We start from the raw sequence: 16,240 nt of genomic DNA on the forward strand, positions 1-16,240 counted from the left end.
CGATTGTTGAGCCCACAACACGTTGGGCCCACAACAAAAAGAGGAGACCCATGCATCGCCAGCGCATCACGCCTTCCCGCAAGCTTTCCCGGACGTTCTCGCATACCCTCGCCTGCCTCGCGCTCGCAGGCACCACGCATCTTGCATCGGCCGCGCCGCCAGACCGTTATGTCGCACCGGGTCTGGAGAAGCCGGCCAGCATCCTCGTCGATCGCTGGGGCGTGCCCCATATCTATGCCGGTACGCTGTACGACGCGTTCTACGCGCAGGGCTTCATGGCCGCGCGCGACCGGCTGTTCCAGATCGATCTTTGGCGCAAGCGCGGACTTGGCGAAATGGCGAAGGACTTCGGTCCCAACTACGTCGATGGCGACCGCATGGCGCGCGCCGTGCTGTTTCGTGGCGACATGTACCGCGAATGGCTCGCTTATGGCTCCGACGCCAAGCGCGTGGCCGAGGCGTTCGTGGCCGGCGTGAACGCATTCGTGTCGCAGACCGAAGCGCATCCGGAACTGCTGCCGCCCGAGTTCAAGGTCCTGAACTACAAGCCGTCGTACTGGCGCGCGGAGGACATCGTACGCATTCGCCACCACGGCCTGACGCTGAACTTCACGGGCGAGGTGGATCGCGCGCAGATCTATTGCGAGGTAAAGCCCGACGCCGTGCGCGCAGACTGGCTTCGCCGCGAGCTCGATCCCCCCGTGGAACCGAAGCTGCCGGAAGGCCTCGATCCCTGCGCGATTCCGGCCGCCGAACTCAAGCGTGCCTATGAACTCGCCACCGCCGCGCCGCGCTTTCCCAAGGACTGGTGGGGCCCTGCCCGGGCAGACCGCAAGACCGATGTACCGCTCGAAGAACTCTACGTGCTGCAGGATGCGGCCAGCGATCTCGCGCGCAGTCTCGGCTCCAACAACTGGGTGATTGCCGGCGCGCGAACGACCACGGGCCGCCCGATTCTCGCCAACGATCCCCACCGCGCGCATGGCGCCCCGAGCCTGCGCTATATCAGCCATCTGAACGCGCCGGGCCTGTCGGTGATCGGCGCCGGCGAGCCGTTCCTGCCCGGCATCTCGATCGGCCACAACGGCACCATCGCATTCGGGCTTACGCGCTTCTACATGGATCAGGAGGATCTCTACGTCTACGAGACCAACCCGGCACAGCCGAGCGAGTACCGGTATCAGGGGCGATGGGAACCGATGAAGACCGTGACGGAGCAGATCGCGGTCAAGGGCGAGGCCACGCCGCGCACCGTCACCATCGACTACACGCGGCACGGGCCGCTGCTCTACGCCGACGCGGCGGGCCATCGCGCGTACGCGTTGCGCGCGGCATGGCTCGACGTCGGCATGGCGCCGTACTTCGGCTCGATGGACTACATGCGCGCCCAGAACTGGGATCAGTTCCGCGCGGCGATGAATCGCTGGGGCGCGCCCGGCGAGAACCAGGTCTTCGCGGATCGTGGCGGCAATATCGGCTGGCTGCCGGGCGGGCTGACGGTCATCCGCCCCAACTGGGATGGCCTGACGCCGGTACCGGGCGACGGGCGCTACGAGTGGGCGGGCTACCGCAACATGGACGAGTTGCCGTGGACCTATAACCCACCGGCCGGATACGTGGTCACGGCGAACGAGAACAATATTCCGTCCGATCATCCCGCCGCGCAGAAGGGGGTCGGCTACGAGTGGAGCGACAGTTCGCGCGCACGCCGGCTCAAGGCCGTGGTCGGCGCCAATCCGCGCAGCTCGCTGGCGGATTCGATGGCATGGCAGACCGATACGGTGTCGCTGCCCGCGCAACGCGTGGTTGCGCTGCTCAAGGGCATCGACAGTACCGATCCGAAACTGCGCAGTGCACTGGATCTGCTGCGCGGGTGGGATGGCAACGAACGCGCGGACAGCGCGCCCGCCGCGTTGTTCGAGGTCTGGTTCAGCAAGCATCTGCGTCCGGCCGTGGTGCGCGCGGCGCTGTCGCCGGAGGGCGCCAGGCTCGTTGGCGCGGGCGATGCGGCACGCGTGATCGCGGTACTCGAGCAGCCGGGCCCCTGGATGGACACGACGAAGCGCAACGAGGTCATGCTTGCCTCGCTGCGCGGGGCGATCGTCGAGGTCGAGCAGAAGCTCGGGCCCGATATGCGCGCATGGCAATGGGGCAAGCTGCATACGGCCGTGTTCAACCATCCCTTGAGCCCGATCCTCGATGCGGATGCGCGCAGGCAATATGACGTGAACGCGGGACCGATCGGCGGCTCCGCTTTCACGCCGATGGCCACGACGTATCGCAACAGCGACTTCCAGCTGACCGCGGGCGCGTCATATCGCATGGTGCTCGACGTCGGCAACTGGGATGCCTCGCGCGTGGTCAACACACCGGGGCAGTCGGGCAATCCCGCCAACCCACACTACCGCGATCTCGCGCCAGTGTGGGCCAAAGGGCAGTACTTCCCGCTTGTCTATTCGCGCAAGGCCGTGGAGAAGGAAAGCGTCGAGCGCGTGGAGCTGGTGCCGCAGGCGGCGCAGCGCTAAGGCTGCATCGCCATCTCGAGCACGCGCGCAACGTGTAGCGCTTCACGCTGCGCGCCGTCGTGGATCTGATGGCGGCAACTGGTACCGTCGGCGACGATCACCGCATCGTCGCCGGCCTTGCGCACCGCGGGCAGCAACGACAACTCGGCCACACGCATCGACACGTCGTGATGCTCGGCCTCATAGCCAAAGCTGCCCGCCATGCCGCAGCACGACGACTCGATCAGCTCCGACTTGAGGCCCGGAATCCATCCGAGCACTTGCTCGACCGGGCGCACCGCGTCGAACGCCTTCTGGTGGCAGTGGCCATGCAGCATCGCCCGCGACTTGCCGATGGCATTCAGGGTCGGCGCGAAGCGTCCCGCCGCGTGTTCGCGCACGAGGAATTCCTCGAACAGAAACGCATTGTCGGCCAGCGACCGCGCGGCATCGCCATAGCCATATTGCAGGAACTCGTCGCGCATGCTGAGCAGGCACGACGGCTCGAGCCCGACGATCGCCACGCCACGCGCGACGAACGGCAGCAGCGCATCGAGCGAACGCCTGGCCTCGGCCTTTGCCTCATCGACGAGCCCCGCGGCGAGGAACGTGCGGCCGCAGCACAGCGGACGCTCGCCCGGCACGCCGGACAGATGCACGGTATAGCCCGCACGCTCGAGCACGCGCTGCGCCGCGCGTGCGTTCTCGGGCTCCATATGATTGTTGAACGTATCGACGAACAGCACGACTTCCTTCCGTGCGTCGTCATGGGTCTCGGGCGTGGAACGGTACCGGGCATCGAGGAATGCCGGCTGCCAGCGCGGCAGCGAGCGCCGCGCGGAAATGCCGAACAGCCGCTCGCCGAGTTGCGGAAGGCCCGGAATGCGGTCGCGCAGATTGAACAGCCACGGCATGCGACTGGCCGCGCCCGCGTAGCGCGGCAGGAATGCAACGAGCTTGTCGCGCAGGCGCAGATGTCCCGCGCGCGCGTGCGCGGCGCGCACCTCGATCTTGACCTTCGCCATATCGACCCCGGTCGGGCAATCGCGTTTGCAGCCCTTGCACGAGACGCAGAGATCGAGCGTCTCCTTCACGGCCGGATCGAGGATGCCTTCCGACCCGAGCTGTCCCGACAGCGCCAGGCGCAGCGTGTTGGCACGCCCACGCGTCAGATGCTGCTCGTCGCGCGTGACGCGATAGCTCGGGCACATCGTTCCCGCATCGAACTTGCGGCAATGGCCGTTGTTGTTGCACATCTCGACCGCGGCGGCGAGACCGCGCGCGGGATCGAGCCCGGTGCCCGGCGCGCTTTCCGCTTCGGTGACCGGATCGCGCGTGACGTTCCACGCCGACCAGTCGAGCGCGGGCACGAGCGGCTTGACCGTATAGCCCGGCGGAAAGCGGAACAGCGTGGCATCGTCCATGCGCGGCGTGCGCACGATCTTGCCGGGGTTGCAGCGGTTGTCGGGATCGAACAGCGCCTTGACTTCCTCGAACGCGCGGTTCAGCGAGGGACCGAACTGCCACGCCACCCACTCGCCGCGGCAGATGCCGTCGCCGTGCTCGCCCGAGTAGGCGCCCTTGTACTCGCGCACCATGGCGGCCGCCTCTTCGGCGATGGCGCGCATCTTGGCCGCGCCATCGCGGCGCATGTCCAGAATGGGCCGGACATGCAGCGTGCCGACGCTTGCATGGGCATACCACGTGCCGCGCGTGCCGTGCTTGTGGAAGACCTCGGTCAGCCGCGCGGTGTATTCGGCCAGATGTTCGAGCGGTACCGCGCAGTCCTCGATGAAGGAGACGGGTTTGCCATCGCCCTTCATGCTCATCATGATGTTGAGGCCGGCCTTGCGCACTTCCCACAACGCCTTCTGCGGTCCCGCTTCGGGCATTTCGACGACGGATCCCGGCAGGCCGAGGTCCGCCATCAGCTCGACGAGCCGCGCGAGATCGCGCACGGTGCTATCGCGGTCGTCCCCGGCGAACTCGACGAGCAGGATTGCCTCGGGCTCGCCCACGAGCGCGCGCTCGATCACGGGACGGAACGCCGGGTTCCGGCGCGACAGATCGATCATCGTGCGATCGACGAGCTCGACAGCCGCGGGCCGCAAGGCCACGATATGCCGCGTCAGGTCCATGGCCTGATAGAACGTCGGGAAGTTCACCACGCCGAGCGTCTTGTGCGTCGGCAGCGGCGACAGTTGCAGCGTGATGCGCTTGAAGTACGCAAGCGTGCCTTCCGAGCCGACGAGCAGATGGGCGAGGTTGACACTGCCATCGGCGGTGTAGGGCCGCTCGCTCCGCGGCGAGAAGATATCGAGGTTGTAGCCGCCGACGCGGCGCAGCACGTGCGGATACATCTCGGCGATGGCATCGCGTTCGCGCTCGGCGATGCGCCGCACGCCATCGGCAATCGCACGATGCGCGGCACCCTCCGCGGGCCAGCTGCCGTCGAAGCGCACTTCCTCGCCGTTCGCGAGGATGGCGTCGATGCCGAGCACGTTGTGCACCATGTTGCCGTACTGGATCGAGCGCGATCCGCACGAGTTGTTGCCGGTCATGCCGCCGATCGTGCATTGCGCCGCGGTGGAGACATCCACCGGGAACCACAGGCCATGCGGCTTGAGCCATGCGTTCAGGTGATCGAGCACGATGCCGGGCTGCACGGTGACCGTACGCGCGACGGGATCGAAGTCGATGACCTGGTTCAGCCATTTGCTGTTGTCGATGACCAGTGCCTCGCCCACGGTCTGTCCGCACTGGCTCGTACCGCCGCCGCGCGGCAGCAGCGGCGCGTGCAGGTCGCGCGCGATATCGAGCGCGAGGCGCGCGTCGGCTTCGTCGCGCGGCACCACCACGCCGATCGGCATGACCTGATAGATGGACGCATCGGTCGCATACCGGCCGCGGCTCGCGGCGTCGAACAGGACGTCGCCACGCAATTCCGCAGCCAGCCGCCGGTAGAGCGGCGATTGCTGCATCGGTGCCGCGCCACCGCGCGGCATGAAGTGAAGCGGTTGCACGCCGGGTGGCGTGGGAGTGGTCGGCAAAGCCATGGACGTGGGGTCTCCGGTTGCTGCACGCACTCGGGCCACGCCGCGGGATCAGGCGGCGGCGCCCTGTACGCGTTCTAGTTCGGCGATCAGCGCGTCGCGCTTGTGTTTCAGGTGCGCGCGCAGGATGTCACGCAGGCCCGCGCCGTCGCGCTTCGCCAGGCAGTCGAGCATCGCGCCGTGCTCGAGCACGGCCATGTCCCATTTTTCCTGATCGAAGTTCGAGCGAAAGCGCAGTGCCTGGATACGCAGGTTGATGCGTCGATAGGTCTCCTCGAGGATCGGATTGCGCGCCGCCGCATTGATGGCATCGTGGATGCGGCGGTTCAACGCGTAGTAGTTGGGCAGATCGCGCCGCGCATGGCAGGCGAGCATCTCGAAGTGCAACGCGCGAATCTCGTTCAGTTCGGCGTCGGTAATGCGTTCGCAGGCGAGTTCGCCAGACAGGCCCTCCAGCGCGCCCATCATCTCGAACAGATGGTCGATGGTTTCCTGCGAGAGCTGGACCACCTCGGCGCCGCGGTTCGGCAGCAGCGTCACGAGGCCATCGCCGGCCAGCACCTTGAATGCCTCGCGCAACGGCGTGCGCGACACCTGCAGCTGTTCGCAGAGCACCCGCTCGTTGAGCCGTGCCCCGGGCGCGAGTTCGCCTTCCAGGATCATCGCGCGCAGGCGCTGGGCCACCGCCACATGCAGGATCTGGCGGTCCACGGCTTGGGAGGAAGGGGTCGGATTGAGACTCATCGGTGATATCGCGGCTTGACAGTATTGTATTCAAAACCTACTCTGAGGCAAGCACGAACTGCATGCCGGGGTCGCCGGGCACGCCGGATGCGGCGAAAAAGGCGACCAGAAAGACTGATAAATACTGATTTATAAGGACTTTTTACGGGATGGGCGGCGCGACCGCCCGCCAACATTATCCCGCAAGCCAGTCCCGTAGTGCACCCCTGTTTTTTGAATACAAAATTCAAATTGAGACACGAGGCGATATGATCCGACTGAATTCCCATCCGAGCGGCCGGCACTTCCTGCAGATCCCCGGGCCGACCAATGTGCCGGACCGGGTGCTCCGCGCGATGGACTATCCGACCATCGATCACCGCGGTCCCGAGTTCCAGCAACTGGGCAAGAAGGTGCTCGCGGACATCCGCAAGGTGTTCCAGACCGCGCAGCCCGTGGTGATCTATCCCGCGTCCGGCACCGGCGCGTGGGAAGCGGCGCTCGTCAACACGCTGTCGCCCGGCGATCATGTGCTGATGTTCGAGACCGGCCACTTCGCGTCGCTGTGGAAGCGCATGGCCGACAAGCTCGGTCTGGTCTCCGAGTTCCTCGGTGGCGACTGGCGTCATGGTGTGGATGCCGCCGCGATTGGCGCCCGCCTGGCGGAAGACCGCCAGCACACCATCAAGGCCGTCTGCGTGGTCCATAACGAAACGTCCACGGGCGTGACCTCGGATATCGCGGCCGTGCGCCGCGCGATCGATGCCGCCAACCACCCGGCCCTGCTGCTCGTCGATACGATTTCCTCGCTGGGTTCGGTCGACTATCGCCATGACGAGTGGGGCGTGGACGTGACCGTGTCAGGCTCGCAGAAGGGGCTGATGCTGCCGCCGGGCATCTCGTTCAATGCCGTGAGCCAGAAGGCGATTGCCGCTTCCGCGAACGCGAAGCTGCCGAAGGCGTTCTGGGGGTGGGAAGAGATCATCGAGGCGAACAAGAACGGCTTCTGGCCGTACACGCCGGCGACGAACCTGCTCTACGGCCTCTCCGAAGCGTGCGACATGCTGTTCGAGGAAGGCCTGCCGAACGTGTTCGCGCGCCACAAGCGCCATGCGGAAGCCACGCGCGCCGCCGTGCGCGGGTGGGGTCTGGAAATCCTGTGCCAGAACCCCGCGGAGTACAGCCCCGCGCTGACCGCCGTGGTCATGCCGGAAGGCCATAGCGCCGATGCGTTCCGCAAGGTCGTGCTCGAGAACTTCAACATGTCGCTCGGCCAGGGGCTGTCGAAGGTGTCCGGCAAGATCTTCCGCATCGGGCATCTCGGCGACTTCAACGACCTTACGCTGATGGGTACCCTCGCCGGCGTGGAGATGGGCCTCGCGCTCGCAAACGTTCCGCACCAGACCGGCGGCGTGCTCGCGGCGATGGAGAGCCTGCGCGCCGCGGCGGCGCAACCGGCATTGCGCGCGGCCTGATTCTGGCGGCGTACGCATGGCGCCCTGAGGCGCGCGGCAGCTTTTGGCAACAAGAACCGATGCGGCATCAGACCGCACGGTTTCCATCAAAGGAGACAAGCCATGATGTTGCAAGGAAGGTTGCAGGGCAAGTTGCGGCAAACGGTTCGCGCGCTGGCGTGGGCGTCGCTGCTAGGTGGCATGGCGGCCCCGGCGTTCGCCTGGGAGCCCACCAAGCCGGTGGAGATGGTGGTGCCGTTCAGCGCGGGCGGCGCGTCCGACCAGATGGCGCGCTCGATCCAGGGCATCATCGCCAAGCACAAGCTGATGAACCAGCCGATCATCGTCGTCAACAAGGCCGGCGCGAGCGGCGCGGAAGGGCTGATGGACACCAAGGCGTCCAAGGGCGATCCGCACAAGCTGCTGGTCACATCGTCGGCGCTCTACACGGTTCCGATGATCAGCCAGTTGCCGTTCAACTGGCGAGACCTGACGCCGGTGGCCATGGTGGCGCAGGACGAGTTCGTGCTGTGGACCAATTCGCAGGACCCGTACAAGACGCCGGCCGACTATCTGGCCAAGGCCAAGGAAAATCCGGGCAAGCTCAAGATGGGCGGCACGAGCTCCAAGCGCGAGGACCAGATCATCACCGCGCAGATGGAACGCAAGGCCGGCGTGCGCTTCATCTACATCCCGTACAAGGGCGGCGGCGAGGCGGCCACGCAGTTGTCGGGCAAGCATATCGACTCCAACGTCAACAATCCCTCCGAATCGATCGGGCAATGGCGCGCCGGCGAGCATCGCGCGCTGTGCGTGTTCGCGCCCGCGCGCATGCAGTATTCGGCCAAGATCACGGGCACGCAGAGCTGGGGTGACATTCCCACGTGCAAGGAAGCGGGCCTCGATGTCGAGTACGAGATGCTGCGCGTGTTCATGCTGCCCGGCGGCGTCACGCCCGACCAGCAGAAGTTCTACGTGGATCTGATGCAGAAGGTCGTGGCCACGCCAGAGTGGAAGGAGTACCTCGAGAAGAACGCGCTCAAGAACGACTTCCTCGTAGGCCAGAAGCTCACGGACTTCCTCGTCGCCGACGAGAACCGCCACAAGGACATCATCAAGGCCGCCGGCTTCGTTGCCGCCGCGCGCTGACGAGCGATGGCTGTGTCCCTCGCCTGCAACGGGCGAGGGGATTTCCGATGGCATTCAGGAGACCCGATCATGGGCGAGCATCCACAGGAGGCCGCGGCACCGGCGGCGATCACGGTACGGACGGCGGAGATCGCCGTGGCGCTGCTGATCGCGGCGGGCGCCGTGGTGGTGATGGTCAGCAATTACAGCATTGGCGCCGGCTGGGCGCCGGACGGCCCCGAGGCGGGCTATTTCCCGTTGCGCATCGGCGCCATCATTTTCCTCGCCTGCCTGTTCGTGCTCTGGCACGCATGGCGCATGGAACCGGGGGAGACCTTCGTCACGTGGCCGCAACTGAAGCAGGTCGCGGTGATTCTCGTGCCCCTGACGGTCTATGTGGCGGTCATCAGCTTTCTCGGCATCTATGTCGCGTCCGCGCTGTTCGTGATCGGCTTCATGATCCTGCTCGGCAAATTCTCGTGGTGGCGCTCGATTGCCACCGGCGTGCTGGTCAACGTGGCCCTGTTCTGGATCTTCGAGATGCAGTTCCGCGTGCCGCTGCCGAAGGGGCCGCTCGAAGCGGCCCTCGGGTTCTGAGGAGGCCGCGATGGATGAACTCAATGCATTGATGGGCGGCTTCGCGGTCGCGATGTCGTGGCACAACGTGGCGCTGATGCTCGCGGGCATCCTGCTCGGCATCGTGGTGGGCGTGCTGCCGGGACTGGGCGGTCCCAACGGCGTGGCGATCCTGTTACCGCTGACGTTCTCGATGGAGCCGACTTCGGCGATCATCATGCTCTCCTGCATCTACTGGGGCGCATTGTTCGGCGGCGCGATTACCTCGATCCTGTTCAATATCCCGGGCGAGGCGTGGTCGGTCGCCACCACGTTCGACGGCTATCCGATGGCGCAGCAGGGCGAGGCGGGACGCGCGCTGACGTCCGCGTTCACGGGCTCGTTTCTCGGCGCGCTGGCGGGCGTATTGCTCATTACGTTCCTTGCGCCGCTGGTGGCCAAATTCGCATTGCGATTCGGACCACCGGAATTCTTTGCGGTGTACTTCCTGACGTTCTGCAGTTTTATCGGCATGGGCAAGGAAGCGAAGGCCAAGATCGTCATTGCAATGTGCATCGGCTTCGCGCTCGCCGCCGTCGGCATGGATACCGTGTCCGGCACGCTGCGCATGACATACGGCTCCACCGAACTGCTGCGCGGGTTCGACTTCCTTGTCGTGGTAATCGGCCTGTTCGGGATCAGCGAGATCCTGATGACGATGGAAGAGGGCATTGCCTTCCGCGGCAAGCGCGCGAACATCGATCTCAAGGTCGTGCTCAAGACCTGGGCGGAATTGCCGCGCTACTGGATGACGCTGATCCGCTCGTCGGTCATCGGCTGCTGGCTCGGCGTGACGCCCGGCGGCGCCACGGCCGCATCGTTCATGGGCTATGGCGTGGCCAAGCGCTTCGCGCGCAATCGCGAGACGTTCGGACGCGGCAATATCGAGGGCGTGATCGCCCCCGAGTGCGCCGCGCACGCGGCCGGCACGAGCGCCTTGCTGCCGATGCTCGCGCTCGGCATCCCGGGGTCGGCGACGGCCGCGGTGCTGCTGGGCGGTCTCATGATCTGGGGCCTGCAGCCGGGGCCGCTGCTGTTCGCGGAGCAGAAGACGTTCGTGTGGGGCCTGATCGCGAGCATGTATCTGGGCAACCTCGCGGGGCTGATCGTGGTGCTGTCCACGGTGCCGCTGTTCGCCGCCATCCTGCGCATTCCGTTCGCGATCATCGCGCCGCTGATCCTCGTGGTCTGCGCGATCGGCGCATTCACCGTGCACAACGCGATGTTCGACGTCTGGCTCATGCTGATCTTTGGCGTCGTCGGCTACATCCTGAAGAAGCTCGACTATCCGCTGGCCCCGCTCGTGCTCGCGCTGGTGCTCGGCGATCGCGCGGAAGACGCGTTCCGCCAGACGATGCTGATGTCGCAAGGGCAGATGGATGTGTTCTGGTCCAATGGACTCGTTGGCACGATCATGGGCCTGGCGATCGTCGTGCTCGTGTGGCCGGTCTTCGGCGGCATGATGGATGCGCGCAAGCGTCGTCGCGCGTTGCAGACGCAGGGCGCCACCGAATGATCGCGCCCTGAACGACGCCGCTCCGAACGGCGCCGCGGCCCTTACAACGCCTGGAACGCCTTGAGCGTGCGGGCGTTGGCGGCCTTGGCCGCCGCATCGACATAGTGAATGCCGTTATTGCGCGCAAAGGCGTGCTGGCAGCCCGGATAGGTGTGGATCTCGACGTGCTTGTTGTCCTTGAGCGCTTCGATGATCTTCGCGCGGGCCTCGGCCGGCACGAATTCGTCCTCCTCGGCGATATGCATGAGCAGCGGGCTCTTGATCTTGCCCGCCTCCCCGAGGAACTTGTCGAGATTCACGCCGTAATACGACACCGCGCTATCCGTGTCGGTACGCGTAGCCGTCAGGAAGGCCAGCAAGCCACCGAGACAGAAGCCGACGGTACCGACCCCGCCGGTCACGCCCGGTAGCTTGCGCGTGTAGGCGATGGTGGCGGCGATATCTTCGACGCCCTTGTCGATATCGAACGCGTTGAGCAGCGCGAACGCCTTGTCCCACTCTTCCTTGGTCTTATCGGTCAGCTCGACGTTCGGCTCCAGGCGCCAGTACAGATCCGGACAGATCGCGACGAAGCCGTCGCGGGCAAAGTTGTCGCAGGTCTCGCGCATGTCCGCATTGATCCCGAAGATCTCCTGAATCACCACGATGGCCGTGCCTCTGGCATTGGCCGGATCCGGGGTGGCGAGGTAGGCGGCGAAGCTGCCGTCGGGGGTGGTGATGGTGATGCGTTGTGACATGGCGGGTCTCTCCGGGGTGGGGTCAGGGGACGAAGGTCAGGCATTGAGCTTAGCAGGCGCCGCCGCGGGGATCCATGGCGGGTGGCTGATCGCCGAAGCGCATTTCCACGCGGGCCAGGCGGGTGTCGATGCTTTGGACCTGGCGTTCTACCCGCTCCAGACGTACGTCCAAACGGTCCACCCGGGCCTCCAGGCGATTGAGGTGCTTGTCTACCTCCTCGAAGCGCCTGTCCACTTGCTCGAAGCGCTTGTCTACTTGCTCGAAGCGTTTGTCCACTTGCTCGAAGCGCTTGTCGATCTGCTCGAAGCCACGATTCATGGCATTGACCAGCAAGTCGAACCGCTTGTCCACCATGTCTGCGAAGAAACTCAACCGCTTGTCCATCATCCCCGCGAAGAACGTCACCCCACCAAAGATGGCCGTTCCCGTCGCTACGGCGACGCCCCCGATCATGCTCCATTGCTGAATATCCACGACTTCTCCTCTTCTTCAAGGTTTGCAATGCGCCGCATTTTTCCACCATCGCCGCGGCGCGTCATGGGCTATTCGTCGTGCATTTGATCTGGCGCAAACAGGTCCTGCCGCAGATAGAGTAATGAGATTTGTCTCATCGCGGAACAGCTATGTTTAAACCAAAAAAATTTTTTGGTTAATCAGTCTCATAGTCGCTTTTTTCTTCTTCCCGGCAGGGCGAGACTTGTGGCCGGGCAGCGCGTGCGGGCTGGGTCCGCAAGGCATCGTGCAGGCGTGCTCCCTTATAAAAAATATTCAGGAGACGACCGATGACCACCCACAATAGCCGGCGCCACGCGCTGCGCGCGACGCTATGCGTTCTGCTGACGCTCCCCTACGCCATTCCCGCGTTCGCCGCCTATCCCGACAAGCCGATCCGGCTCGTCGTACCGTACCCGCCGGGCGGCGCGACCGATGTGATCGGCCGCATCATCGCGCAAAAGCTCGGCGAAGCGCTGGGGCAGCAGGTGGTGGTGGACAACCGCGGCGGCGCCGGCGGGAATATCGGTGCCGAAGTGGTGGCCAAGTCCGCGCCGGACGGCTACACGCTGCTGATGGGCGCGCTGACCTCGCATTCGACGATGGCGACGCTCGAGAAGGGCAAGCTCCGTTACGACCTGATCAAGGATTTCGCGCCGGTGATGGTGGTGGGCTCGGTACCGCTGGTCGTCGTGGTCAATCCGAAGCTGCCCGTGAATACGCTGCCGGAACTGATCCAGTACGGCAAGGCCAATCCCGGCAAGCTCAACTACGCCTCGTCGGGCGCGGGCGCGCCGCAGCGCATGGCGGCCGAACTGTTCAAGAAGGAAGCCGGCATCGACATGGTGCACGTGCCGTACAAGGGCAGCGGCCCGGCAATGACCGATCTCGTGGCCGGCCAGGTCAACATGATGGTGGAGACCGTGCCCGCCGCGCAGCCGTTTATCAAGGCCGGCCAGCTGCGCGCGCTCGCGGTGGCGGCTCCCAAGCGCATCTCGATGCTGCCCGACGTGCCGTCCGCCACGGAAGCCGGCATGCCGCAGCTGGAAGTCGCCTCGACCTTCGGCGTGCTCGCGCCGGCCGGCACGCCCGCGGCGATCGTCGAGCGCCTGAACGCGGCGATCGCGAAGATGCTCGACAATCCGGAGGTCAAGGAGCAGTTCCTGAAGCAGGGTGTGTACGCCGCCGCGCCGACCTCGCCCGACAAGTCCGCCGAGCGGCTGCGTACCGAAGTCAGCCGCTGGGAGAAGGTGATCACGGACGCGCAGATCAAGTCCGATAGCTGATCGAGCGAACGGGATCGATCGAAATATTCTGTTGAAGAAAGCCTGAACACAATCATGACCCAGAAACCGAAGGACCCCACGAAAGACAACGCCCAGCAAGGCCAGCCTGTCGGCAATGCCAGCGGCCTGCGCAAGGGGCTGACCAACTACGGCGACCTGGGCTTCTCGCTGTTCCTGCGCAAGGCCTTTATCAAGGGCTCGGGCTATACGGACAGCGCGCTGGACCGGCCCGTGATCGGCATCGCCGACACGGGCAGTGCCTACAATCCGTGTCACGGCAACATGCCCCAGCTGATCGACGCGGTAAAGCGCGGCATCATGCTCGCGGGCGGGTTGCCGATGCCGTTTCCGACGATCTCGGTGCACGAAAGCTTTGCCGCGCCGACGAGCATGTACCTGCGTAACCTGATGTCGATGGACACGGAGGAGATGATCCGCGCCCAGCCGATGGACGCGGTGGTGCTGATCGGCGGCTGCGACAAGACCGTGCCCGCGCAGCTGATGGGCGCGGCGTCCGCCGGCGTGCCGGCGATCCAGCTCGTGACGGGCGCGATGCTGACAGGCTCGCACCGCAGCGAACGCGTGGGCGCGTGCACGGACTGCCGCCGCTACTGGGGCAAGTTCCGCGCGGGCGAGATCGACGAGCAGGAAACCGGCGAGGTCAACAACCAGCTGGTCGCGAGCGTGGGCACCTGCTCGGTGATGGGCACGGCCAGCACGATGGCCTGTCTTGCCGAGGCCATGGGCATGAGCCTGCCCGGCTCCGCGACGCCGCCCGCCGTGACCGCGGACCGCATCCGCATGGCGGAGCTGACTGGCGCGCGCGCGGTGGAGATGGCGAAGGAACGCCTGACGATCGATCGCATCCTCACGCCGGCCGCGTTCGAGAACGCGATGCGCGTGCTGCTGTCGATCGGCGGCTCCACCAACGGCATCGTGCACCTGGCCGCGATCGCGGGCCGCATGGGGCTCGATATCGACATGCAGGCACTGGACCGCATGGGCCGCGAGACGCCGGTGCTGCTCGACCTGAAGCCGACCGGCCAGCACTACATGGAAGACTTCCACAAGGCCGGCGGCATGGCCACGCTGCTGCGCGAACTGAAGCCGCTGCTGCGCCTGGATGCGCTGACGGTCACGGGCCGCACGCTCGGCGAAGAGATCGACGCGGCGGGAGAGCCGTTCAAGCAGGACGTGGTGCGCTCGATCCAGAATCCGATCTATCCGCAGGGCGGCATCGCGGTGCTCAACGGCAACCTCGCGCCGGGCGGCGCGATCATCAAGCAGTCCGCGGCCGATGCGAAGCTGATGGAGCATGAAGGCCGCGTGGTCGTGTTCGAGAATTCGCAGGATCTGGTCGAGCGTATCGACCTCGACGACCTCGATGTGAACGCCGACGATATCCTCGTGCTGCGCAATATCGGACCGAAGGGCGCGCCCGGCATGCCGGAGGCCGGCTACATTCCGATTCCGCGCAAGCTTGCGCGCATGGGTGTGAAGGACATGGTGCGGATCTCCGATGGCCGCATGAGCGGCACCGCGTTCGGCACGGTGGTGCTGCACGTCACGCCGGAAGCGGCGGTCGGCGGGCCGCTGGCGCTGGTGCGCACCGGCGACCGCATCCGCCTGAGCGTGAGCCGGCGCGAGCTGAGCCTGCTGGTCCCGGACGAGGAACTGCAACGCCGGCGCGACGCATCGCCGGTGGTGGAGCCGAGCGCTTCGCGCGGATACCTGAAGCTGTTCCTGCAGACGGTGACGCAGGCCGATCAGGGCGTGGACTTCGACTTCCTGCGCCTGCCCGAGGCACGCGGCAAGACGCCCGAGTGAGCATCGAACAGCGCGCGCGCCTCGTCGAGCAACGCCTCGGCGAGCGATGCGCGCGGTCCCTGCGTCGACCAGATCAGGCCCACGCGCCGGACTGGCGCGCGGTCGGGCAGCGGGCAGCGCGCGATGGCGAGCCCGCTTTCCCACATCGGCCGCCAGTCGGGCACGAGCGCCACGCCGAGGCCTTCGCCCACGAGCGCGGCGATCACCATCAGGCCATCCACCTCGAGCCGCTGCCGCGGGCGAATGCCATGATCGCGCAGGTACCGGTCCGCGAGCTGGCCGCCGAGGACCGAGCGGTCGTAGCGGATAAACGGCTCGTTCGCGAGCAGTTCGTGCGGGTCGCGTCCGGCCATGGCGGCAGGCGCCACCACCACGAGCGGTTCGGCCATGAACTCGGCCCACTGGTAACCCTTGGCCACCGCGAACTGCGGCTCGACGACGATCGCGGCGTCGAGCTCGCCACGCGTCAGGCTTTCGCAGAGCTCGATCGAACGCCCGGGTTTGACGAACAGGTTCACATTGGGATGACGGCGATAGAGTTGTCCGAGCAACGGCGGTACGATGCTGCCCATCGCCGTGACGAACGAGCCGAGGCGGAACTCGCCGAGCGAGGCATCGCCGGTGGCGACCGAACCCATGTCGCGGATATCGCGGATGACCTGGCGCGCACGATCGAGAATGCGGATGCCCGCTTCCGTGGGGACGACGGATCGGCCCGCGCGTCGCACGAGCGGCACGCCGAGCTCTTCCTCGAGCGCATGCAGGCGCGCGGCGATGGCGGCGGGCGTGAGGTCGAGCCGGCGCGCGGCCTCCGCGAGGGAGCCCACATCGACGACCGTGACGAAGCTTTGCAGGAATCGGACATCCATGCCGCCATGCTAGCAAGTTTCATGGCGATATCCAT

Annotated in this window: 12 protein-coding genes; 7 read left to right on the forward strand and 5 right to left on the reverse strand. The window is 65.9% G+C overall.

Annotated elements, in window-relative coordinates; all coding sequences use genetic code 11:
• Positions 1–50 precede the first annotated feature (50 nt).
• Entirely contained in the window at positions 51–2,525 is a 2,475-nt protein-coding gene (locus AAHB16_RS22545; protein WP_342052033.1) for a penicillin acylase family protein, read from the forward strand.
• Here the strand turns inward: AAHB16_RS22545 and AAHB16_RS22550 are convergent.
• A complete protein-coding gene (locus AAHB16_RS22550) occupies positions 2,522–5,560 on the reverse strand; it encodes an FAD-binding and (Fe-S)-binding domain-containing protein (protein ID WP_342052034.1) in 3,039 nt (1,012 codons plus the stop codon). The genes AAHB16_RS22545 and AAHB16_RS22550 overlap by 4 nt on opposite strands.
• A gap of 48 nt (positions 5,561–5,608) precedes the next feature.
• A complete protein-coding gene (locus tag AAHB16_RS22555; protein ID WP_150375831.1) occupies positions 5,609–6,301 on the reverse strand; it encodes a GntR family transcriptional regulator in 693 nt (230 codons plus the stop codon).
• Between the two features lie 248 nt (positions 6,302–6,549).
• Between AAHB16_RS22555 and AAHB16_RS22560 the strand changes: the two genes are divergently transcribed.
• From AAHB16_RS22560 to AAHB16_RS22575, 4 genes are all read left to right on the forward strand, one after another.
• Entirely contained in the window at positions 6,550–7,755 is a 1,206-nt protein-coding gene (locus AAHB16_RS22560) for a pyridoxal-phosphate-dependent aminotransferase family protein (RefSeq protein WP_150375829.1), read from the forward strand.
• Positions 7,756–7,857: 102 nt separating this feature from the next.
• Entirely contained in the window at positions 7,858–8,883 is a 1,026-nt protein-coding gene (locus AAHB16_RS22565; RefSeq protein WP_446718123.1) for a Bug family tripartite tricarboxylate transporter substrate binding protein, read from the forward strand.
• Positions 8,884–8,952: 69 nt separating this feature from the next.
• Positions 8,953–9,459 carry a tripartite tricarboxylate transporter TctB family protein gene (locus AAHB16_RS22570; RefSeq protein WP_342052035.1) on the forward strand — a complete coding sequence of 169 codons (507 nt, stop codon included), beginning with the start codon at positions 8,953–8,955 and terminating at the stop codon, positions 9,457–9,459.
• Between the two features lie 10 nt (positions 9,460–9,469).
• The gene (locus AAHB16_RS22575) at positions 9,470–10,993 is read left to right on the forward strand and encodes a tripartite tricarboxylate transporter permease (protein ID WP_150375825.1); all 1,524 of its coding nucleotides are present in this window, start codon (positions 9,470–9,472) and stop codon (positions 10,991–10,993) included.
• A gap of 41 nt (positions 10,994–11,034) precedes the next feature.
• Here the strand turns inward: AAHB16_RS22575 and AAHB16_RS22580 are convergent, their stop codons facing one another.
• Both AAHB16_RS22580 and AAHB16_RS22585 read right to left on the reverse strand, forming a co-directional pair.
• Entirely contained in the window at positions 11,035–11,730 is a 696-nt protein-coding gene (locus AAHB16_RS22580; RefSeq protein ID WP_150375823.1) for a dienelactone hydrolase family protein, read from the reverse strand.
• 49 nt (positions 11,731–11,779) lie between these two features.
• Complete coding sequence (locus AAHB16_RS22585; RefSeq protein ID WP_150375821.1) at positions 11,780–12,205, reverse strand: hypothetical protein; 426 nt, start codon at positions 12,203–12,205, stop codon at positions 11,780–11,782.
• 308 nt (positions 12,206–12,513) lie between these two features.
• On the opposite strand from AAHB16_RS22585, the gene AAHB16_RS22590 reads away from it, so the two are divergent.
• Entirely contained in the window at positions 12,514–13,509 is a 996-nt protein-coding gene (locus AAHB16_RS22590) for a Bug family tripartite tricarboxylate transporter substrate binding protein (RefSeq protein WP_150375819.1), read from the forward strand.
• A gap of 54 nt (positions 13,510–13,563) precedes the next feature.
• Positions 13,564–15,336 (forward strand): IlvD/Edd family dehydratase, encoded by a 1,773-nt coding sequence (locus tag AAHB16_RS22595; RefSeq protein WP_150375817.1) that lies wholly within the window; start codon positions 13,564–13,566, stop codon positions 15,334–15,336.
• Here AAHB16_RS22595 and AAHB16_RS22600 read toward each other — a convergent pair.
• Positions 15,276–16,205 (reverse strand): LysR family transcriptional regulator, encoded by a 930-nt coding sequence (locus AAHB16_RS22600; RefSeq protein ID WP_150375815.1) that lies wholly within the window; start codon positions 16,203–16,205, stop codon positions 15,276–15,278. The two genes, AAHB16_RS22595 and AAHB16_RS22600, sit on opposite strands and share 61 nt — an antisense overlap.
• Positions 16,206–16,240: the final 35 nt, after the last annotated feature.

Source organism: Cupriavidus sp. OTU4054 (genome assembly GCF_038440175.1).
In the GTDB taxonomy this organism is placed as follows: domain Bacteria; phylum Pseudomonadota; class Gammaproteobacteria; order Burkholderiales; family Burkholderiaceae; genus Cupriavidus; species Cupriavidus pauculus_D.